Raw genomic sequence first — 20,699 nt, forward strand, 5'->3', positions numbered from 1 at the left:
GATCTATTTGCAAAGAAAAATGCGCAAAAAGGATAACCAAGTGATGATGAAGAAAACTACGCCCCTCATGCTGGCACTGTCAGTGGGCCTGGTTGGCTGTGGCAGTGATGACAACAACAAGATAATACAACTGCCTGACAACCGCGCTCCGGTCACCCAGCCCGATTACGCCACCATAAACCGTGGCGACACGCTGGTGATCGATGCCCTGGCCAACGACACCGACGCCGATGGCGACACCCTCACCATAGTGTCCAGCGACCTGACCATCACCGGAGATGGCAAACTGAGCTTCAGTGCCGCAGCCGATGCCCCCCTGGGTGAGTCCAGCTTCAGCTACACCGTCTCCGACGGTGAGAACCAAACCAAGGGAACCGTCTACATCACCATCGAAGATGGCGTCATCGAGCCGACCGAGGCCACTTTCGTTACCGCCAAAACCTGTAAGAGCTGCCACTCCAGCCACTACAACGATTGGCAGCCCACCAAGCACGCCCAGGATTACCGTCGCCTCTACACCAAGGAAAACAAGACCATTGAGGTAATCATCCCGGAACTGGATTGGGGCACCGAGGCCGACCCCAAGCGTCACACCATTTATGGCAAACCCAACATGGAGTTCTCCACCTATAAAGGGGCCGATGGTAAGTACTACGCCGAACTGCACGATGCGGTCAATACTGACGAGTCTGTGGTGTACCGTATCGACGGCATCTCCAGCACCACCTCCAAGCAATTCGTCAGCTACGACTTCCCCTCCGACAACGATCCAAACGTGGAGAGCAGTTATGGCCGGATGATGCCCTTTGCCTGGTATAATAACGGCGATGTGGCCCGGTTCACTTCGTTCTACACCACCGGGATTTTCTGGAACCAGGACGGCAGCCTGGTCAAAGACGGCGAGATGGTTATGTCATACTTCCCGCCTGCTGGCCCCATCGACCAGCGTGAAGAACTTAAGAAGATGAGCTGGGACAACCAGTGCTTCACCTGTCACACCACTGGCGGCAATATTGAGGGGTGGGACGTCAGCGAAAAATACACCATGCTGGCAGCCCACACCAACTCCAAAGACTCCGATGCGGTAGAGGATGGCATCAGTTGCGAACGCTGCCACAACGAGGGCTCCATTCACGCCACCAGCATGAGGGGCGACGACATCACCAACCCAGGCAAGATGAGCTTCCAGCAATCCGTGGATTCCTGCGCCCAATGCCACCAGATGGCCAAGCATCCGGACATCTACCACTACTCTCAGCCCTACCTGCCTGAGTTCGATGAAGGTGGAAACATCACCACCAACCCCGGAAAGCACTACCGGACCGGCGATGACCTGAGCCTGTTTACCGAAGTGGATACCCAGGACGTGTTCCTTGGCACCGACTACCCCAAGGGGCAGAAGAATCAGGTGGCCACCTACATGACCTCCAAGCACTTCGAGATGCAGATCGACTGCGTGACCTGTCATGACCCTCACGCCATGGGCATGCAGAAAGAGGGAGATGCTGTGTGCACCCAATGTCACCAGGACCGCGGCACCAACCACACCCTGCCAATCCACGACATGGTGGGTGTCTCCTGCGTTGACTGTCACTTCGTCGCCACCGAATCGGTCGCCAACCGCTGGAGCAACGACAACCACAGCTTCGATGCCATCAGCCCGGCCGAGTCCCTGGCCAACTTCGATGCCCTTGCCCCCTACTCCCGTGGTGAAGGCACCGATCCCGTGATGACCAACTGGTGGAACTACATCCAGATGATGGGTGGCGCCAATGGAGTGTGTTACAGCGACGGAATCTTCCGCCCGAGCCAGGTGTGTGATTACTTCGATGTCCTGCCCAATGCCTGCAGCGACTGTCACGACGGTGAATATCCCAAGCCTGGGGTGTTCGACGAGACCGAACGCGCCAAACTGGTTGAAGGCACAGAGCGCTACCAGCGCTTCCTGGACCAGCAGAAGTAACACCTACTTACCTAACCCTAAAAGTGGTTAATTCAGGGCAGCGGCACCAGCCGCTGCCCTTTTTTGTATTCGGCGTCATTAGCCAGCAAGGTACCAAGAGCTTTAATCTCAATGGCGAAATAACACCTTTCCACCCACATATACCTCACCCAAAAGTGAATCATTTCACCTTGGGCTCATCGTCCAACGGATAAAATTCGGCACAATATATAGATGCCAAACCTCTAATTTTGTCCGTCACTACTTCCACTTCCGAATCAAGTATGAATTTGTGAACTGTTTAGGCGATCGGCACCACACCGTTCGCTAATCGGAAAAGTTTTGCATTTGTCTTCAAATCATCCCTAAGGGAAAAATAGAGTAGCGAACCGCAGCCATGCAGCTCGCCATTTAATATTTTTACAGGAATGATGATGAGAAAAGTAAACCTATTGTGTGCTGCTTTAATTCCATTGCTTTTTGGTTGCAATGGCAGTGATGACAGCCCGCCTGAGGTAAAAAACTCCGCGCCTTTGGCAAACCCGGATGAGGTAACCCTCTATCAGGGAGAGACAGTATCAATCGATGTATTGGCAAACGACACCGACCCGGACGGCGACACACTGAGCGTCGTTAAGGCCGGCAACCTGACCGTCGAGGATAATCAGGTACTCTATGCCGCCGAGGAGGATCAGCCACCGGGCGAGATCTCCATCTCTTATACAATCTCCGACGGTACACTGGAGGCCAGCTCCTCCATTACCATCAACGTTCTCGAAAAGGACACTGAGCTGCCTCCCTTAAGCCGGGGAGAGTTTGTCGGCTCAAAGGAGTGTTCCACCTGTCACAGTCGTCAGTATGACGAGTGGAAAGATACCCGGCATGCTACCGTGATGCGCAAACTCTACACCGAAGAGGGCCATACCATCGATGCGCCCTGGGGCACAGAAGATACGCCCCGGGTTGTCTATGCCGACTATCAGCATAAATACACCACCTTTATGAAAGGAGATGAATATTGGGTGACTCTGCATGACGGTGTGGATGCCACTAAGGAGGTCTCCTATAAAATCGACGCCGTTGGCTATCGCACCCAAATCAATTTCTTCAGCTATGACGAAGAAAAGAACTCCCTACAGGTACTGCCACTGGTGTATTGGCCCGACACAGGTGTCGGCGAAAACGAGCGATGGACAACCTGGCTGTCTTACTTCTGGTATAACCCAGATGGTTCATTCATCGCCGAGCCCACGTGGAGCATGTACAGATCGATATCCTCCTACGAGAACAAATGCGCAGAGTGTCACCTGACTGCATTTGAAATTGATAAATGGGAACAGCTGCCTATCGGCTTCCCAGTGGTCACCGAATCCAATATCTGGGACGCACACTGGGAAACGGGTTGTGAAAAATGCCATGGGCCCGGTGCCAAGCACAGTCGATCCATGAACAAAGACGATATTGTCAATCCAGCGGACCTGACAGGCGAGAACAGGGGCTCAGAATGCTCCAATTGTCACCAGTCAGGCATGCCGGCGAACAAGCCTATCCCATATGCATTGGAGCTGCCCTACAAGTTCAATGAGGACAACCCGGAAGACAAAGGTGAGCATTTCAATGTTGGCGACAACCTCTTCGAGTTCTACACCTATATGGAAAGGGCAAACTGGATCGGTAACGGCCATAAACGCGGCTCCAAGAGCCATCCGGAGGAGATCGCGGCATCGTCCCACGGTGAGGCTGGACTGACATGCAGTTCCTGTCATAACCCCCACTCCCAGGAACTCAAGTTGCCGGGTGACCAGTTGTGCAGTTCCTGTCACACGGATAAGGACAATGCGGCTCACAAGATGACCAGCCACGATATGCTGGGCGTTGATTGCATCGATTGTCACATGCCATTCAGCAAGCACAGTTTTGAGCGCTCACGTCGTTATGATATTCGCAGCCACTCATTCAAGGCTTACTCGCCAACCGACTCTTTGGCTGTTTATGATGCGCTTCTCCCCTTTACTGAGGAGGGCGCAGATGAGGAGCAGGATCTGACCAAGGCCTGGCAGACCATCCAGGCTATGGGCAATTGCTATGAAAACTTCGCCTACCCGCCGAACATGAAGCAATGCACTCAGTTCGACATCATGCCTAACGCCTGTTCAAGCTGCCATAGTGCAGAGTTCCCCACTCCCGGCGTATTCAGTGATGAAGAGCGTAACAAGCTCATCGAAGGTGAGAAGCGCTACCAAAGATTCTTGGATGCAAGCACTCAATAATCGATGCAGTTAATTATCACTGGTTGAGTTTTCTAAGGCGCTTCGATGAAGCGCCTTTTTCTATCGGTCCCATAGCTACAAATAGACCTGCGGTAAACATGGTTGCCAGTTGATTGTTTCGGTGATGCAGGACATAAAGACCACAAGTCTGTGTAAAGTCACAGTTGGTGCCCCCCACCTCCTTAGCTAGAGTCAGGTGATATATTCCGGCTTATGCTCCATGGATGCCTAATGCAATACGAAATCTCTCCAGCCATCTCCGTAAAATCACTGTTGAAATCAGGCAGAGAGATGGGGGTATCCAGGCTTAAACCTTATAATCATATTCTGCAACTGCATGACTTAGAGCCAATAGGTAAACTCACCGCAAACAGAATATTTCAAGTCATGGAGGAGGAAGCGGGCAGCGATAAGTTTTTTACGGACCACCTCCACAGAATGGCCACCTCAACCCACCCCGTGTTACCCAATATTGTCGGTCAAGATAACCTTGCCCTCTCCTCAATGTGTCGATACTTGTTGGTTTACTCTTCAACCATAGCCAACCCCAACCTATCCATTGCCTGCGACGGCACATCCCTGAGGCTCTCCCACACTCACGCAAGGAAGGACCTGGTGGGTAAATACAGTGACCTGAACATGATCATCTTCCTGCAGTTGATGATGCGTTATGCCGGGCTGAAACCAAGCTCAATGACACTGAAGCTGCCTCTTGGAGGGAGGTTTTATGGAGGAGACAAGCCCTGCCTGGAACACGCGGAATTTGATGGCGATGCCTTCGAATTCACTATCAACGGCCCTGACGGCAGCACGGCTTCGCCCGGCGCAGGTTGCCTGGGTAAGCGCATTGGCGTCATCAGGCAGGTTCAGGGGGCACTGAACTCCCTACCCTTCGAATGCCTCAATGTAGAGCAGTTGTCCCTGATGCTGGGTTGCTCACGCCGGCATCTGGAAATAGTGCTGCGACAGCATGGAACGACGCCCCTAAAGATGGTTAATGCGGCGATTTTTTCCAGGATTCAGCAGGCTGTTGTTCGGCACAACTGGAATGTGAAGGCGGTGATGCACGAATTCGGAATACGCAGCCAAAGCTCTGTCACAAAGAGGTTCGTACACGCCAGCGGCATGACATTTAAGGAGTACAAGGAGTGGTGGATGAACCCGGGAGGCAAGCCGCTAGGCGAAAATCACCTCTTCAGCCCCGTCTAAAGCACCGACGTCAGCAGGCACATTCGCCGGCTAGCGCAAACCGGTACCGGCAGGAGGGGGTAAGGCCCAGTCACGCCTTCGAAGCCGAGAAGGCAGGCGGTCCTGCCAATTGGGAGCTCTGGAAAGAAAAAAACGCCCCCAAACTCAGGTTCAGGGGCGTTTTTTTGATGGAGACTTTGGCCTTAGTTAATGGCCAGCAGCTCCACTTCGAAGATCAGCAGGGATCCTGGAGGGATCTTGCCCACACCGCGATTGCCATAAGCCAGTCGAGCGGGGATAAACAGGCGGGTCTTCTCACCCTCTACCATGCGCTGCACGCCCTCGGTCCAACCGGGGATCACCTGATTCAGCTTGAACTCGATAGGCTCACCGCGATCCACTGAGCTATCAAACACCGTGCCATCCAGCAGAGAACCGTGGTAGTGAACCTTCACCTTGTCCTTGGCAGTTGGGTGCACCGCGCCGGCGCCAGGCTGCAGCACCAGCATCTGCAGGCCGCTTTCTGTGGTGATCACCCCATCGCGCTTGGCGTTTTCCTCAAGAAACTCATCGCCGATACGGGCATTCTCCTGAGCCACCTTGCCATTGGCGGAACTCTTATAGAAGAAGTAGCCGATCAGCAGCACCACCATGGCGATAATAATGTACTTGGACACTGTTTATCCTCTCGATATCTAAACAGATTTCATGGTAGCAGGGGCAGTGACCCGGGCTCAAGGCAATGGTGGCTGACGGAGAGCAAGAATGGACTTGGGCAGACCCAAGATACGCTCATAGCGAAGCTCCCCATCAGGAAACAGTGCCGCCATCATGGGAGTATTCAGCAGCCGTGCACTGTCCACTGTGGTCATCGCCTGCTCCAAATTTCTCGCCTGCTTCCAGTTTCCCAGGGCGAAACGCTGCACCAGGGCCAGCCTCCAGGGGCGGGGCAACCAGTGAAAGCAGGGAGTCATGCAGTGAGGCTCCATGGGAAACCAGTAGTGCGGGGTCTGCACAAAATAGCCCTGACCGACTCTGGCCACCTCGGCGGCGAAGCGCTTCATCCGCTGCCAGTCTCCCACATGCTCAATCACCGAGTTGGAGTGCACCAGGTGAAAGCTTCGGTCCTCGCACAGGCTCAGGTTACAGCCATCGGCTTTAAGCTGGCGAAAGTGGCCACAGCCGGTATCTCGCTTATGAGGAGCCGGGTTGGCAATGGTGATCTCCACCTTGTGCTTTGACAAAAAGGACTCAGGAACGATGCGCCAGTATTGCTCGGTACCGCCAATATCCAGCAGTTTTACCGGCTGACCGCTGGCCGACAAGCGCTGAATCATCTCAAGCAGAGGTTCCAACCTGGCGCGCCTCAACCTCGCCCCCAGGCAGCGGCTGTCTTGGTAGTTGACCAGGCGCCTGGCCAGGGTTCGGGTGAGGGGCACGGCGGCTCCTTAAGGGCGCAACCTGAGGCAATAACCATCAAGAATAGTCGCAATTGGTGATCAGCGTAGAGGATGGGTGGCAACAAGAGACAAGGGGGGGCCGATCGCCGGAGACTGCACAAGTCAATGAGGTCGCTGTGGCTACGAGTTCAAAGACCATTCTTCGAACTGCCACTGCGGCGCCGAATTAGGGAGAGATGATCGCCGAAGGCGGCACGAATCAACGACGCTGTCTTAACGAACAATTCAAAGGCAGCTTTTCAAACCACCGCCGCGGGGCCGAACTAGGGAGAGATGATCGCCTTCGGCGTTACTTCGTTGCGAACTCTCGATACGTTGCCGTATACACACTTTCCAGGTATGCATGGCAGCCCATCGGCCTCAGTTGCTGTATTGGCATTGGAGTTTTATGAGGGCTGAGTGGGATAGCGGCTTGGGCTGCGCACACATAGGCGTGCCTCTTTTTCCGCTTCGCGGGGCAGCCACTCGGACACCTAACCAAACGAAAAAAGGCCCAATCTTTCGATTGAGCCTTTCTTCTAATATGGCGGTTAGGGAGAGATTCGAACTCTCGATACGTTGCCGTATACACACTTTCCAGGCGTGCTCCTTCAGCCACTCGGACACCTAACCAAATTGTTGCTAACAGCGATGCTTCATCGTTGCTGCGGATGCGTATATTAGGGAGGTGAGACTGGGATTGCAAACCCTTTTTTCGGTTTTTCTGTTGAATGCTCTAATTTTGTTCAGAGTGCCAACTCTGCTGGTTCAGCGCCGCCAATTGCTGCGCCATTCGCTCCCGGGTGTCCTGAAGCAGCCTCTCCATCAACGGCCTCATCCCAGTGTCCACTTCATCCAACCTGGACTCAAGAAACCCTATCTGGCTGCAACTGTCATTGAGCTCCCCCAGCGCATCCTGCAGCGCCTTTTCCCGCTTCCAGGGCTTGTGGGGCAAACACACCTCTTTGAGGTAACGCTGAGCCTTGATTCTCAGCCTGAGCCGGTGCCAGGCTTCCGGGGCACCGCTCTCCCGAGCTTTCTGCAGGTCCTTGTGTGCCTTGCTGGTCAGTTTGCGCTCCACCTGGTCGGTCACCTCCTCAAAGGACCCCTTGTCCTTGCCCCAGGGCACAGAGAGACAGGTCTGGCACAGCATCCTCTCCCGCTTGAGCTGGCCCAGAGCAAGATAGAGCTCGGTGAAACTCTGCTGCCGCCACCGCTCCACCTGAGCAGCCAATGGATGCGCCCGCCCCAGAGACTCGGCAAACACGTCCAGATCACGCATCCGGTTGCTGATACGAGCTTGCTGCCCCGTGCTGGCCAGCAACGCTTGCACCGGTTGCTCCGGCAGGTAGGGACGGTAGAGCTTAAGCAGGCAACGCAACTTTCTCAGGGCCACACGATACCGGTGCAGAGGTTCGATATCCCCATGACAATCCATCGCCATCCCCTGCTCAAGCGCGTGCAGATACAGTGCCGCCAACCGTGGCTGAAGTGCGGGGATCAACCGGCGCGTCATAGATCACCTCCTGAATTCAACTGTGTTCAGTCTAGACGGCGAACCCAAATCAGGCTTTGCTGTCATCGCCCTTTACCCAGGGACATCAGTTTTCTATCCTCGAACACAGAGAGAAAAGTCAGGAGTCACTCCTTTGCCATCACGAGGATTTACCCTCATAGAGATCGTGGTCGTCATCATTCTGCTGGCGCTGCTCGCGACAGTGGCCTTGCCACGCTTTATCTCCCTGAATGACGATGCCCACCAGGCCCAGGCCAGAACCATCTTTGGCGCATTCAGTTCTGCGGTCGGCCAGTTTCACGGCCTGTGCATGGCCAGGGGCGGCGATATCGTTGGTCAGGGTGCCCTGGGGATTGGCGGCGGCCTCGATTTTCCGGAGTTGGGCGTCCGCTCCAGTACCCTGGGCAGTTGCTACCCGGAGGCTGGCCTTGGAGATGGCCGAATCAGTGACTTTGCCGACTGCCTGCAGACGGTGGAGGGACTGCTCGAACCGATTCCCGAGCACAACATCAGCGCCCTGCCCCAAAACGAGGCCAGCTACCAGGACGCGGCCAACTACCACACCCTGGTGATCCATTACGCTGGTGTCCACCAGTGTGACCTCTACTATGTCGCCTCCGGTGAGGGCCTGGCCAGCCCCAGGCTCACCTATAACGGCCTGACCGGGGAGATCACCACCCGCTACTGATGGGTTGAGAGCATAAAAAAACGGGGCCTATGGCCCCGTTTCCTGTTATCGCCTTGGTGTCAGGCGTTGCCCTTTACCTGCATGCGCAGGTCGGCGGCAAAGTCCAGCATCCGGTTTAGCGGAATCATCGCCTTTTCAGCCAGAGACTCATCCACAAACACCTCATGATCCGTCAGGTCGTCGGTGTTCAGACAGCGCTCAATGGCCTGCAGGCCGTTCATCGCCATCCAGGGACAGTGAGCACAGCTGCGACAGGTCGCGCCATCACCGCCGGTGGGGGCCTCAAGGAAGGTTTTCTCCGGAGAGAGCTGCTGCATCTTGTAGAAGATGCCGCGGTCGGTGGCCACGATGAAGGTGTTGTTGGGCAGCTCCTGGCTGGCCTTGATCAGCTGACTGGTGGACCCCACGGCGTCGGCAATCTCGACAATGAAATCAGGCGACTCCGGATGCACCAGCACCGCCGCCTCGGGGTGCTGCTTCTTCAGGTCCACCAGGGCACGGTACTTGAACTCATCGTGCACCACACAGTGGCCCTGCCACATGATCATCTCGGCACCGGTCTGCTTGGCGATGTAGCCGCCCAGGTGACGGTCAGGCCCCCAGATGATCTTCTTGTCTTCGCTGTCCAGGTGCTCAACGATCTCCAGCGCAATGGAGGAGGTCACTACCCAGTCGGCACGGGCCTTCACCGCCGCCGAGGTGTTGGCGTACACCACCACGGTATGGTCAGGGTGCTGGTCGCAGAACTCACCAAATTTATCGGCGGGACAACCGATATCCAGGGAACAGGTGGCCTCAAGGGTCGGCATCAGCACCCGTTTCTCCGGGGTGAGAATCTTGGCGGTCTCCCCCATAAAGCGCACGCCCGCCACCACCAGAGTCTTGGCTGGGTGTTCGTTGCCGAAACGGGCCATCTCCAGGGAGTCAGCCACACAGCCACCGGTCTCCTCAGCCAGGGCCTGGATCTCGGGGTCGGTGTAGTAGTGCGCCACCAGAACGGCGTCTTTCTGCTTCAGCAGGGTCTTGATGCGCTCACGATACTGCTGCTTCTCCTCATCGCTCAGCTTGGCCGGCTTGGGCGGGAAGGGATAGTGCATATCGTCCAGTTGAGGGACTTCCATCATGATTCTTTACAACAGCCTCTAATTTGGGTCTGACGCCATTATACCTAATTAGAACCGCCGTGCTAAGTCACAAAATCGATTAAGAAGGACAAAACTGTCTTAACTTTGGTGCATCAATAGGGTGGGAAATGGGCAGAAGGGCCAGAGCAGAATGCAGGCGGGCCCGGAAGGGCCCGCCATAAAGGGGTTCATCGAACTTAGCTGAGATGGAGCATCATCTCTGCCGGGTTCTCCAGCAGCGACTTCCACAGGTTACAGAATCGGGCGATGGTGCCGCCGTCGATCACCCTGTGGTCGCCGGACCAGCTGACCTGCATGATGGTGCGCGCTTCCACCTCGCCCTTGTCGTTGAATCTGGGCAGCGTCTGCAGCTTACCCAGGGCGACAATGGCCACCTCTGGCTTGTTGATGATGGGAGTGGCCACGGTGCCACCCAGGGCGCCGATGTTGGACACCGACAGGGTGCCATCGCGCAGGTCTTCCGGGGAAACCCGGCCATCACGGGCCGCGGTGGTGAGTCGGGTCACCTCCTGGGCCACCTCGATAATAGACTTCTCCTGCACCTTCTTGACGTTGGGTACGATGAGTCCCATCTTACCGTCCACCGCCATGCCGATGTTGTGATCCCCCTTGTAGGTGATCTCGCTGCAGTCGTCGTTCACCTGGGCGTTCAGCACAGGGTACTCCTTGGCTGCCACAGACATCGCCTTGATGATAAAGGGCATCAGGGTCAGCTTGATCCCCTTGTCGGCATAACGCTGCTTGAGGGAGGCGCGCAGGGCCACCAGTTCGGTCAGATCCAGCTCCTCACAATAGGTAAAGTGAGGAATGGTCTGCACCGAGGCGGTCATCTGCCTGGCCATGGCCGCCTTGATGCCGCGGATGGCTTCCACCCGGTCTTGAGAAGCGGGGGCTGCAGCTTGTACCACGGGCTGCGAAGCTGCCACTGGCTGGCTCGGACCATCCACAAAGGCCTGAATGTCCTCCTTGTAGACCCGGCCGTTCTTGCCACTGCCGGGCACCTCGGCGATATCCACATTCAGGGTCCGGGCCATGCGCCGCACCGCCGGGCTGGCCAGGGCCTTACCCTGGGCCACGGCGCCACTGTCGGCGGCTATCTGGCGGCTCACCGGTTCAGGCGCCTGTGCCGGCACCTCTGCCGCTGGAGCAGGCTCCGCTTTGGCAGGCTCGGCCGAAGTCGCACCACTCACCTTGAGGGAGAACAGCGGCTCATGCACCTTGGCGATCTCCCCCTTCTGGTAGTGAAGCTTGTGGATGGTGCCACTCTTCACCGCCGGGATCTGCACCAGGGCCTTATCGGTCATCACGTCACAGATGGGCTGGTCCTCGACTACCTCATCCCCTTCGCTCACCAGCCATTCGGCCACTTCACACTCGACGATCCCCTCGCCGATGTCCGGCAGGATAAACTCCTCCACCTGCTCGCCCTGGGGGACAGCAGCAGACTCGGCCTTGGGGGCCTGTGGCTCAGGCGCCTTGGCGGGGACAGCCGGTGCGGCCACCTCAGCGCTGGCACCGTTGAGCTCCACCGAGAACAGCGGCTCATGCACCTTGGCCACCTGGCCCTTTTTGTAGTGCAGTTTGACCACCTTGCCATCGTAGGGGGCGGGGATCTCCACCAGGGCCTTGTCTGTCATCACCTCGGCGACCACCTGATCCTCTTTGATCTCGTCACCTTCGGCCACCAGCCAATCCATCACCTCACACTCGACGACACCTTCGCCGATGTCCGGCAGGATAAATTCCTTAATCATGCTGCGCTCCCTTAAAACTCTACGCTGGCCTTGATGGCTTCAAAGATCTTCAGATGATCCGCCATATGCGCCTGCTCCAGCGCCAGGGGGTATGGAGTGTCCATGCCACACACCCGGGCGATGGGGGACTCCAGATGCAGGAAGCACTCCTGCTGAATGGTGGCGGCGATTTCGCCGGCAAAACCGCCGGTGATGGGCGCTTCATGGCTCACCAGCAAACGGCCGGTCTTGCATACCGACTTGGCCACGGTGTCCACGTCCCAGGGCAGCAGGGTACGCAGGTCGATGATCTCACAGCTGATGCCGATGTCGGCTGCCATCTTGGCGGCCTTCTCAATCAGCTCCATCTGGGCACCCCAGCCCAGCAGGGTGATGTCGCTGCCGCTCTGTACCACCTCTGCCTTGGAGAGGCTGATGGTGTACTCGCCCTCGGGCACCTCGCCCACGGAGGCTCGGTAGAGACGTTTGGGCTCGAAGAACACCACAGGGTTGTCGTCGCGGATAGAGGCCAACAGCAATCCCTTGGCCTCATAGGGATTACGCGGCACCACAATTTTCAGCCCTGGGGTGTGGGTAAAGTAGGCCTCCGGGGACTGGGAGTGGTAGTGACCGCCGGCGATGCCACCGCCATAGGGGGTGCGCACGGTCAGGCGGCCGACGTCAAACTCGTTGCCGGAGCGGTAACGGAACTTGGCGGACTCGTTAACCAACTGGTCAAAGGCCGGGAAGATGTAGTCGGCAAATTGGATCTCGGCGATGGCGGTGCTGCCCTGGGCAGCCAGACCATTGGCAAAGCCGATGATCCCCTGCTCGGTGAGCGGGGTGTTGAAGCAACGCTCCTTGCCGTACTTCTCCTGCAGTTTGGAGGTGGCGCGGAACACGCCGCCGAAGTGGCCGACGTCCTCACCAAACACCACGGCGGAGTCATCGGTGGCCATGGCGATGTCCATGGCGCTGTTGATCGCTTGTAACAGGTTCATCTGGGCCATGGGTTACGCCTCCTTGCCACTGTCTGCGGGGTAGTGGTCGGGGTAACGAGCCATGTGATCCCGGGTCTCTTGCAGTTGTTTCTCCAGGTGCTCGGGTACGGTGTCGTACACGTCGGTCACCAGGGTATCGTAGGCGGGTTTGGGCAGGGTTTCCGCCACCTTCACCGCCGCCAGCACCTCCTTGCGGTACTGGTCATAGAGGGCCTCGTCCTGCTCCTCACTCCACCAGCCCTGGGCCAGCAGCCACAGTTTGAAGCGCAGCACAGGGTCGTGCTCGCGCCACTTGGCCTCCTCCTCACGGGAGCGGTAGCCGGAGGGATCGTCTGAGCTGGAGTGCGCTCCCAGGCGGTAGCTCATTGCCTCAATCAGCACCGGCTTGTTCTCCGCCACGGCGATGGCGCGGGCCTGCTGAGTGGCGGCCAGTACCGCCAGCATGTCGTTGCCGTCCACCCGGATGGTGTTGATGCCATACCCCACACCACGGGGGGCGATGCCGTCGCCGGCAAACTGCTCTGAGGTGGGGGTGGAGATGGCGTAACCATTGTTGCGGCAGAAGAAGATGGCCGGGCAGTTGAGCACCGCCGCCATGTTCAAACCGGCGTGGAAGTCGCCCTCGGACGCGGCGCCTTCACCGAAGTAACACAGGGTCACCGCCTCTTTACCCGCCCGCTTCTGACCATAGGCGTAGCCGGCGGCCTGGGGGATCTGGGTGCCCAGAGGCGAGGAGACCGTCATGTAGTTGAGCTCGTTGCTGCCGTAGTGGATCGGCATCTGACGGCCCTTACCCAGGTCCTTCACATTGGAGAACATCTGGTTCATGAACTGCTCGGTGGTAAAACCGCGATATCGCAGGGCGGCCTGTTCACGGTACTGGGCCATGATCATGTCATCCTGGCCCAGGGCTGCGGCGCTGCCCACCACGGCGGCTTCTTCGCCGATGCAGGTCATGTAGAAGCTGATGCGGCCCTGACGCTGGGCGGCCAACATCCGCTCATCCAGCACCCGGGTAAACACCGCGGTGTCGTAGATTTTGAGCGCCAGTTCCTGATCAATGTCAGGCAGGGTGGCGCCGGGGTAAGGGGTTCCGTCGGACTGCAAGATCTTAAGTTCAGGGATCTTCAAAGCGTGACCCGAGGTCATGACCGCCTTGTGCACCTGATGCTGAGGTTCGAGGCTCATTATTTCGCTTCCGTCTTGTGTCTGGGGCCAACATCCGTGGCCGTTTATTATCTCCGGACCTAGGTCCGGAATTGTTATGTTTGGGCTAAGGTTACTGCCTGCCCAGAGGGTGCTCAAGGCGAGAGCCATCCATGATCGCGATCACACTTTGTCAGCTGTATCGCAATATTTACAGTGACTTCTCATCAAAGCGCCCTACAGGTGATTCTATCTGTAGAGCGCCCCGGCACCGAATCTACTCAAATCTGTCGTCTATCTCTGTGGGCACCACGGTCAGCAGCGCCCTCTGGCCGATGGCCACGTTGGCGTTGGGGAAGATGATCGACTCCGCCACCTCCCCAACCCTCACCTCCAACTCGCCATCGTTGGCCAGCAGATGGCCCGGGGCAAACTCGGTGAAGTTGGCCTGATCGTCGGCAAAGGTGAACTGAAAATCCTCATGGTGCTTGTTCACCACCTGGCTCACATCGAACACCACGCTCTGTTCCAGGGGCGGGTACTCCAGCGCCTCGGCGGCAATCAACCTGGCCAGCTGGGCCTTGCACGCCTCGAAGCGGCTCATGTCGTTGTGGCCAAAGGGGAACACCTTGCCCAGCTCCACGGTAAAAGCATCGGCGCCAAACTCGTTGGAGGAGAAGTAGCTGTAGGTGGTGGTGGGGTTGTGAGACAGCAGTATGGTCTCCACGCCACACCCGGCCAGGAATCGAATCTGCTCGATGCTCCAGGGACGCCCCGGGCGGTAGGGATAAACCGCAAACTTCTCCCGCTGGGAGTCACGGATGGCGGTATGCAGGTCGTAGTGGAACCGCTTGCGCCCCGGCTCCTTGAAAAACTCTCTGACCGTCTGCTCCAGCAAAGCGGCGCGACGCTTCTCGTCGTTGGGCTCTCCCTTGGCGTGGGCACCACTGAACAACCGGTTCATGTTCTCTGCCACGCCCCGGGTGCCATTGACCATCGCCTGGGTATTGCCCAGTTGCACCAGCAGCCGCTGGCGACAGGTGAGGCTGCCATCGATGATGGCGTTCACCAGATCATTCACCAGCTCTATGGGAGCGGTCTCATTGCCGTGGACACCACAGGAAAGCACAATGTCGCTGTCGCCGGGCTCAGCCGGTTCGATGGCCAGGATGCCGGTGTCGATGAGGGTCAGTAGGGTGCCGTCGGCCAGTGTGCGGCTTTGCGGCTGCTTGCGGGGATGGGGATGGGCCAAGGTCAGCGCCAAAAGATCCTGGTGTTCAAATAACACGTCGCACTCCAATTGCTTTTTTCTTGTGCCGGCCATTGTAGCCTCAGAAGCGGGAAAGCGGCACCCCGGACGATTAAGATTCGGGGTTGCAATCTGTCATGGAGCTGATACAGTTTACGGACATTTGGACGTTTAGCCGTCTAGAAATCCAGATTAAGGAGTCAGGTTATGGCCATTGCCACCTTCGGTGCAGGATGTTTTTGGGGTGTAGAGCAGTTCTTCAAGGAGCTCGATGGCGTGACTTCGGCGGTGTGTGGCTACATGGGCGGCCAGCAGGACAACCCCAGCTATGAGCAGGTAAAAACAGGAGAATCCGGCCACGCCGAAGTGGTGCAGGTGGAGTTCGATGAATCCAGGATCAGCTATCAGCAACTGCTGGATACCTTCTGGCAGTTCCACAACCCCACCACGGTGAATCAGCAGGGTGAGGATCATGGCAGCCAGTACCGCAGTGTGGTGTTCTTCCACGACGACACCCAGCGTGACACCGCAGAGGCCTCCAAGGCACACCAACAGGCAGAGGGATATTGGAAAGAGAAGACCATAGTCACCGCCATCGAACCGGTAACCACCTTCTTCCGCGCCGAAGAGTACCACCAGGGCTACTTCGACAAGCACGACCTGCCCAGCTGCCACATCGCACTGTACTGAGGCAGACCTCTCGACCAAGCCGCTGCTTCCGGCCTGAGCGCTAAAGGGTCAGGGGAAGCACCGCTATGGGGGGGCGCTCAAAGGTAAGATCCCACAACTGCCTCGCCTCGTTGAAGTGGCGCCGGGTGCACTGAAAGCCAAATTTCTCCAGGATCCTCGCGGATGCGGCATTCTGCTCAAAGGCTTCCGCCACCAGAGGCGCATCGGGGTGGTGCTCCGCCACCCAGAGCATCAGCGCCGCCATTGAGGCACTGCCCAGTCCCTGTCCCCAGTAACGTCGGGCCAGCTTATAGCCCACCTCGTAGTGGGCGCTCTCCCCCCGGTAGAAGGCGGCGGTACCTACGCTGCCGAGAACGGGGTGTTCCACCACCCACAGCTTCAATCCCTCGGGGTCGTCGTACCCCGCCAGCAAACTTGGCATCTGCTGCTGGATCTGCGCCAGTGTCTGCGGGCCGCGGTCGGTAAAGCGCATCACTTGTGGGTCGCGCTCCAGCTCATAAAGCCACTGCTCATCCTCCGCCGTCAGTGGCCTGAGGCTCAATTCGGTCAAGACTTTCTCCTTAGTTCTGCTCCGGGGTTTCGATGCGATCTGCCACTACCCTGCCCTGCTCTATCTCCAGCACCCGGGCCCGTTCATAGATCAGCTTAAAATCCAGTTCCGGTTTGCAGTCCAGCAGCTCCCCCTGGGGTAGGAGCAACTCCCCGCTGAACCAATGGGCAAACACCGGGCCGTCGGTGAGCCGGTACTTCCCCCTGATCTCCTTCAGATACAACTGGCCCGATTCTATGGTCCAGGTACCCAGGTATTCACGCCAGCAACAGGAGGACAGCAGGGCTCTGTCCACCGCCTCCCACTCGGCTTCGGCACGCGCCGCGACGCCCTGCCCAAGCTCCGGCAGCAACGGCCAATCATCGAGAACATGAAACTCACCATCAAGATAGATAAAATCGGGAGTCTGTGCGGTCATCGGCCTTCTCCTTTACATCCTCAAAACTGGCTACTTGGAAATCGATGCGCCTTCCAGGGTGGCGATGGCACTCATCACCTCCAGGCCGCTCATGGAATTCGTTGACATTACTGGTCCTTGTCTGCTCTGCCTAATCCTCAGGCAACAACTCACTCATTCACCATGCCTTTATCACGACACCTCTGGCAAGCCGTCTGGCCACCTGCTGTGGCATTACTCCAAAAAAAAACGGCAGCCCAGGGCTGCCGTTTTCTGCATCGCTGTGCCTTACTTGGCGGCGAACACACTGTCCACCAAAGCCTTGGCATCCTCAATCAGCTCAGCCAGGTGGGCTTCACTCTTGAGGCTCTCGGCGTAGATCTTGTAGATCGCCTCGGTGCCGGAAGGGCGAGCAGCAAACCAGCCATTCTCCGTGGTCACCTTGAGGCCGCCGATGGCCGCGCCGTTGCCGGGGGCCTGGGTCAGCTTCGCGGTGATCGCCTCGCCAGCCAGGGTGTCGGACTTGACCATTTCGGGGTCCATCGCCTTCAGCAGCGCCTTCTGTTCATCGTTGGCCGGGGCATCGATGCGGCTGTAGAACGCCTGACCAAACTTCTGCTCCAGGCGACGGTAGTGCTCGGCAGGCGACTCGCCGGTTACCGCCAGGATCTCCGCCGCCAGCAGGCCCAGGATGAAACCATCCTTGTCCGTGGAGAAGGCGTTTCCAGCCCTGTCCAGGAAGCTGGCCCCGGCGCTCTCTTCGCCGCCAAAGGCCAGGTCGCCGCCATGGAGGCCACTGACGAACCATTTGAAGCCCACAGGCACTTCGTTCAACACCCGGCCATGATCCGCCACCACCTTATCGATGATGGCACTGGACACCAGGGTCTTACCCACTGGCAGGTCGCTGCGCCAGTTGGGGCGATGACCCAGCAGGTAATCGATGGCCACCGCCAGATAATGATTTGGATTCATCAGGCCACCATCGCGACAGACGATGCCGTGGCGGTCGAAGTCGGGATCATTGCCGATGCTGATGTCGAACTGGTCTTTAATCTTCAGCAGGTTGGCCATGGCATAAGGGGAGGAGCAATCCATGCGGATCTTGCCATCCTTATCCAGAGGCATGAAGGCAAACGCCGGGTCCACCACGGGATTGGCCACATCAATATTCAGGCCATAACGCTCGGCGATGCGAGGCCAGGTGTGGATGCCGGAGCCGCCCATGGGGTCGACACCAATCTTCAGGCCCACCTTGCGGATCGCCTCGAAATCGATCACCTCGGCCAGGTGCTCCACATAGGTGCCAATCATGTCCACCTGCTCCACCAGGCCGGTGGCCATGGCCACATCCAGGGTCACCTGACGCACGCCCTGCAGGCCGTCACTCAGATAGGCATTGGCACGATTGGCGATGTAGCCGGTGGCGTCGGTATCCGCCGGACCACCATGGGGTGGGTTGTACTTGATGCCCCCGTCCTGTGGCGGGTTGTGAGAGGGCGTCAGAATCAGGCCGTCGGCCAGTTCACCGCCCTGGCGGTTATGGTCCAGGATGGCGTGGGACACCACCGGGGTGGCCACAAAGCCACGCTCCAGCTGAACTCGAACCGTCACGCCATTGGCGGCCAGCACCTGCAGCACAGAGGCAAAGGCGGGCTGGCTCAGGCCATGGGTGTCAAAACCCAGGTAGAGGGGACCGGTAAATCCCTGCTCACTGCGGTAGTCCACCACCGCCTGGGTAATGGCCAGGATATGCTGCTCGTTAAAGGAGCGATTGAGGGCACAGCCACGATGACCCGAGGTCCCGAAGCTGACCTGCTCGGCGCCCTGGTTAGGGTTGGGCTTTAGGGTGTAATAACTGCTGATGAGATGGCTGACGTCGGTAACATCAGCCGGGCCGGCAACAGTGCCGGCCCGGGAATGGATTGCCATAAATTGTCCTACTAAGTGGCTTCCGTGCGTCGGAGTAGTAAAGGTAGCGGCCTCAGATTCGGGCCGCAATATCCTTGGCTACGTCCACTGGGCAGCCCAGAGACTCGGCAGCAGAGCTCAGCAGGGAGCGCTTCTTGCCGGTGTTGTTGTTGGTGGTCACCCAGTACTGGCTGTCGCCAATCTGCTTGGGGTTGGCACTCTTACTGGCGGAGAGCAACTCGTCTTTGCTGGTGGCAAAGTAGAGGCGGTCACGACCGCGAATCTCCAGTACGGAGGAAAAGGCTTCTGGCTGCTGACGATAGAGGGCGTCCAGCAGATACAGGAAGCGACCAACGGCGCCCTTCTGCTTCTCCAGCAGGGCATCGTCCAACAGTTCATTGAACTGGCCGGCCTCGGCCACTCGGGAACGAACTTCCACCTGCGCCTTGGGCGCTTCAACGACGGCTTCACCGGACTCCAGTCCGGGCTGGCTTACATGCTTGGGCTTAGGGGCTTCTGCCGCGGTACCGGGCAGGTCCAAAAGACGGCGCAAGATGTCAGAAGCACTCTCGCCGATACGCTGAGTGTTGCTGGCAATATGACTGTAAAGTTCGTCGTCGATTTCGATGTATTTCATGGGCTTTCCAATCGCCGGGGTTCAAGTCGTCACGCATTATAAACACACCTGGGGAGATCAGACCAAGCCACCGATTGCTTTTTGCCGTTGCCATCCGCACAATTTGCGCCATCAAACTTTAGGGCATGTAGATCTTTACTGAATACTTTTGCGCCAGCACCTGGCCTCTGTGACATCAATAAGATCGAAGTTTGCCCTGAACTGGGTTGCCTCCAAGCGGATTGGAGCGCCCTACGGGGCTGGCCTGACGACAACCACTCTGCGTTGTTCGATATTGACGTAGAGCAACTATGCCTGCAATCGAACGCCTTAATTGGTTGCCGTCATTCTCAGCCAAAAGTTCACCATCAAAGATCAACACACCCTAGGAATCAGGATGTCATGTTGAATTTTATTGACCAGGGCAGCGGGCCGGCGGTGGTATTGGTCCACGGTTTATTCGGCAGCGCAGACAACCTGGGGCGCCTGGGCCAGGCCCTGTTGGAGCGCCATTGGCGGGTGATCCGGGTGGATCTGCCCAACCACGGCGACTCCCCAAAGGGCCAGTCCATGGTGCTGACCGATATGGCCGGCGAACTGGAGTCCCTTCGCCAGCAACTGGGGCTGGAGCAGTGGGCTCTGGTGGGCCACTCCTTAGGTGGCAAGGTCGCCATGACCTATGCCCAGAGCCATCCGCAGCGGGTATTGGCCCTGGCGGTGGCGGACATCGCCCCCAATGGCTATCGCACCAACCGCCACCAGAGCATTCTGGCCACCCTGACCCAGCTGGAGAATCAGCCCGGCCTGACCCGGAAGATGGCTCAGCAAGCCTTTATGGAAGCAGGCATCGAAACCGGCACCACCGCGTTTCTGATGAAGAGTCTGAAACCGGAGAAACAGGGCAGTTACGACTGGCAGCTGGATATCAGCGCCATCGTTCACTACTACCCGGAGATCATCGGCCCTGTGCCTGAGCTGCCGCCCTTCTCCGGCCCGGTGCTGTTTTTGAAAGGTGAGCTGTCGGAATACCTGTTGCCGGAGCATCGCGAAGAGATCGTTCGCCGCTTCCCCGCCTCCAAGGCGCGGGTGATTACCGGCACCGGCCACTGGCTGCATGCAGAAAAGCCGGAGCAGTTTAACCGTCATGTGGCGGATTTCCTCGCGCCACACATGAACTAGAGGGCGTTGGCTGCTGTGCTAATCCACACAGGAAAGGCG

The 20,699-nt window shown here is 57.8% G+C and carries 18 protein-coding genes and 1 tRNA gene; 6 read left to right on the top strand and 13 right to left on the bottom strand.

Annotated elements, in window-relative coordinates; genetic code table 11:
* Positions 1-43: 43 nt before the first annotated feature.
* From ACN0RV_RS11010 to ACN0RV_RS11020, 3 genes are all read left to right on the top strand, one after another.
* Positions 44-1,963, top strand: coding sequence for an Ig-like domain-containing protein (locus tag ACN0RV_RS11010; protein WP_417347649.1), 1,920 nt, complete (start codon positions 44-46; stop codon positions 1,961-1,963).
* A 413-nt stretch (positions 1,964-2,376) separates the two neighbouring features.
* The gene (locus ACN0RV_RS11015; RefSeq protein WP_417347650.1) at positions 2,377-4,212 is read left to right on the top strand and encodes an Ig-like domain-containing protein; all 1,836 of its coding nucleotides are present in this window, start codon (positions 2,377-2,379) and stop codon (positions 4,210-4,212) included.
* A 231-nt stretch (positions 4,213-4,443) separates the two neighbouring features.
* Entirely contained in the window at positions 4,444-5,421 is a 978-nt protein-coding gene (locus ACN0RV_RS11020; protein ID WP_417347651.1) for a helix-turn-helix domain-containing protein, read from the top strand.
* Between the two features lie 182 nt (positions 5,422-5,603).
* On the opposite strand, the gene ACN0RV_RS11025 is transcribed toward ACN0RV_RS11020, so the two are convergent.
* The 4 genes from ACN0RV_RS11025 to ACN0RV_RS11040 form a co-directional block, all read right to left on the bottom strand.
* On the bottom strand, positions 5,604-6,053 hold the full coding sequence (locus tag ACN0RV_RS11025) for an FKBP-type peptidyl-prolyl cis-trans isomerase (protein ID WP_417347680.1): 450 nt from the start codon (positions 6,051-6,053) through the stop codon (positions 5,604-5,606).
* An 81-nt stretch (positions 6,054-6,134) separates the two neighbouring features.
* Positions 6,135-6,839, bottom strand: a complete 705-nt coding sequence (locus ACN0RV_RS11030) for a hypothetical protein (RefSeq protein ID WP_417347652.1) — start codon at positions 6,837-6,839, stop codon at positions 6,135-6,137.
* 545 nt (positions 6,840-7,384) lie between these two features.
* Positions 7,385-7,472: transfer RNA gene (locus ACN0RV_RS11035), tRNA-Ser, on the bottom strand.
* A gap of 103 nt (positions 7,473-7,575) precedes the next feature.
* Positions 7,576-8,355 carry a CHAD domain-containing protein gene (locus tag ACN0RV_RS11040; protein ID WP_417347653.1) on the bottom strand — a complete coding sequence of 260 codons (780 nt, stop codon included), beginning with the start codon at positions 8,353-8,355 and terminating at the stop codon, positions 7,576-7,578.
* A gap of 133 nt (positions 8,356-8,488) precedes the next feature.
* Here ACN0RV_RS11040 and ACN0RV_RS11045 point away from each other — a divergent pair, with 133 nt between their 5' ends.
* Entirely contained in the window at positions 8,489-9,043 is a 555-nt protein-coding gene (locus tag ACN0RV_RS11045; RefSeq protein WP_417347654.1) for a type II secretion system protein, read from the top strand.
* A gap of 59 nt (positions 9,044-9,102) precedes the next feature.
* Here ACN0RV_RS11045 and nadA read toward each other — a convergent pair whose 3' ends face one another.
* From nadA to astE, 5 genes are all read right to left on the bottom strand, one after another.
* The gene (gene nadA, locus ACN0RV_RS11050) at positions 9,103-10,167 is read right to left on the bottom strand and encodes a quinolinate synthase NadA (RefSeq protein ID WP_417347655.1); all 1,065 of its coding nucleotides are present in this window, start codon (positions 10,165-10,167) and stop codon (positions 9,103-9,105) included.
* A gap of 197 nt (positions 10,168-10,364) precedes the next feature.
* Positions 10,365-11,942 (bottom strand): dihydrolipoyllysine-residue acetyltransferase, encoded by a 1,578-nt coding sequence (locus ACN0RV_RS11055; RefSeq protein WP_417347656.1) that lies wholly within the window; start codon positions 11,940-11,942, stop codon positions 10,365-10,367.
* Between the two features lie 11 nt (positions 11,943-11,953).
* A complete protein-coding gene (locus ACN0RV_RS11060; RefSeq protein WP_286339699.1) occupies positions 11,954-12,931 on the bottom strand; it encodes an alpha-ketoacid dehydrogenase subunit beta in 978 nt (325 codons plus the stop codon).
* Positions 12,932-12,934: 3 nt separating this feature from the next.
* Positions 12,935-14,110 (bottom strand): thiamine pyrophosphate-dependent dehydrogenase E1 component subunit alpha, encoded by a 1,176-nt coding sequence (locus ACN0RV_RS11065; protein WP_417347657.1) that lies wholly within the window; start codon positions 14,108-14,110, stop codon positions 12,935-12,937.
* Between the two features lie 235 nt (positions 14,111-14,345).
* Complete coding sequence (gene astE / locus ACN0RV_RS11070; RefSeq protein WP_417347658.1) at positions 14,346-15,392, bottom strand: succinylglutamate desuccinylase; 1,047 nt, start codon at positions 15,390-15,392, stop codon at positions 14,346-14,348.
* Between the two features lie 132 nt (positions 15,393-15,524).
* Between astE and msrA the strand changes: the two genes are divergently transcribed.
* Entirely contained in the window at positions 15,525-16,007 is a 483-nt protein-coding gene (gene msrA / locus ACN0RV_RS11075) for a peptide-methionine (S)-S-oxide reductase MsrA (RefSeq protein WP_417347659.1), read from the top strand.
* A 40-nt stretch (positions 16,008-16,047) separates the two neighbouring features.
* Here msrA and ACN0RV_RS11080 read toward each other — a convergent pair whose 3' ends face one another.
* The 4 genes from ACN0RV_RS11080 to seqA all read right to left on the bottom strand — a co-directional run bounded on the left by ACN0RV_RS11080 (position 16,048) and on the right by seqA (position 19,502).
* Positions 16,048-16,557 (bottom strand): GNAT family N-acetyltransferase, encoded by a 510-nt coding sequence (locus ACN0RV_RS11080; protein ID WP_417347660.1) that lies wholly within the window; start codon positions 16,555-16,557, stop codon positions 16,048-16,050.
* Between the two features lie 10 nt (positions 16,558-16,567).
* Positions 16,568-16,975 (bottom strand): hypothetical protein, encoded by a 408-nt coding sequence (locus ACN0RV_RS11085; protein ID WP_417347661.1) that lies wholly within the window; start codon positions 16,973-16,975, stop codon positions 16,568-16,570.
* A gap of 267 nt (positions 16,976-17,242) precedes the next feature.
* A complete protein-coding gene (gene pgm / locus ACN0RV_RS11090) occupies positions 17,243-18,886 on the bottom strand; it encodes a phosphoglucomutase (alpha-D-glucose-1,6-bisphosphate-dependent) (protein WP_417347662.1) in 1,644 nt (547 codons plus the stop codon).
* A gap of 52 nt (positions 18,887-18,938) precedes the next feature.
* Positions 18,939-19,502: a replication initiation negative regulator SeqA gene (gene seqA / locus ACN0RV_RS11095; RefSeq protein ID WP_417347663.1), complete on the bottom strand. Its 564-nt coding sequence runs from the start codon at positions 19,500-19,502 to the stop codon at positions 18,939-18,941.
* A gap of 381 nt (positions 19,503-19,883) precedes the next feature.
* Between seqA and ACN0RV_RS11100 the strand changes: the two genes are divergently transcribed.
* Positions 19,884-20,660, top strand: a complete 777-nt coding sequence (locus tag ACN0RV_RS11100) for an alpha/beta fold hydrolase (RefSeq protein ID WP_417347664.1) — start codon at positions 19,884-19,886, stop codon at positions 20,658-20,660.
* Positions 20,661-20,699: the final 39 nt, after the last annotated feature.

Source organism: Ferrimonas sp., assembly GCF_048263965.1.
GTDB lineage: Bacteria > Pseudomonadota > Gammaproteobacteria > Enterobacterales > Shewanellaceae > Ferrimonas.

Coding starts and splice junctions, on each gene's coding strand:
- ACN0RV_RS11010 (WP_417347649.1), top strand. CDS start 44: ATGATGAAGAAAACTACGCCCCTCATGCTGGCACTGTCAGTGGGCCTG.
- ACN0RV_RS11015 (WP_417347650.1), top strand. CDS start 2,377: ATGAGAAAAGTAAACCTATTGTGTGCTGCTTTAATTCCATTGCTTTTT.
- ACN0RV_RS11020 (WP_417347651.1), top strand. CDS start 4,444: ATGCAATACGAAATCTCTCCAGCCATCTCCGTAAAATCACTGTTGAAA.
- ACN0RV_RS11025 (WP_417347680.1), bottom strand. CDS start 6,053: ATGGTGGTGCTGCTGATCGGCTACTTCTTCTATAAGAGTTCCGCCAAT.
- ACN0RV_RS11040 (WP_417347653.1), bottom strand. CDS start 8,355: ATGACGCGCCGGTTGATCCCCGCACTTCAGCCACGGTTGGCGGCACTG.
- nadA (WP_417347655.1), bottom strand. CDS start 10,167: ATGATGGAAGTCCCTCAACTGGACGATATGCACTATCCCTTCCCGCCC.
- ACN0RV_RS11055 (WP_417347656.1), bottom strand. CDS start 11,942: ATGATTAAGGAATTTATCCTGCCGGACATCGGCGAAGGTGTCGTCGAG.
- ACN0RV_RS11060 (WP_286339699.1), bottom strand. CDS start 12,931: ATGGCCCAGATGAACCTGTTACAAGCGATCAACAGCGCCATGGACATC.
- ACN0RV_RS11065 (WP_417347657.1), bottom strand. CDS start 14,110: ATGAGCCTCGAACCTCAGCATCAGGTGCACAAGGCGGTCATGACCTCG.
- astE (WP_417347658.1), bottom strand. CDS start 15,392: ATGGCCGGCACAAGAAAAAAGCAATTGGAGTGCGACGTGTTATTTGAA.
- msrA (WP_417347659.1), top strand. CDS start 15,525: ATGGCCATTGCCACCTTCGGTGCAGGATGTTTTTGGGGTGTAGAGCAG.
- ACN0RV_RS11085 (WP_417347661.1), bottom strand. CDS start 16,975: ATGACCGCACAGACTCCCGATTTTATCTATCTTGATGGTGAGTTTCAT.
- pgm (WP_417347662.1), bottom strand. CDS start 18,886: ATGGCAATCCATTCCCGGGCCGGCACTGTTGCCGGCCCGGCTGATGTT.
- seqA (WP_417347663.1), bottom strand. CDS start 19,502: ATGAAATACATCGAAATCGACGACGAACTTTACAGTCATATTGCCAGC.
- ACN0RV_RS11100 (WP_417347664.1), top strand. CDS start 19,884: ATGTTGAATTTTATTGACCAGGGCAGCGGGCCGGCGGTGGTATTGGTC.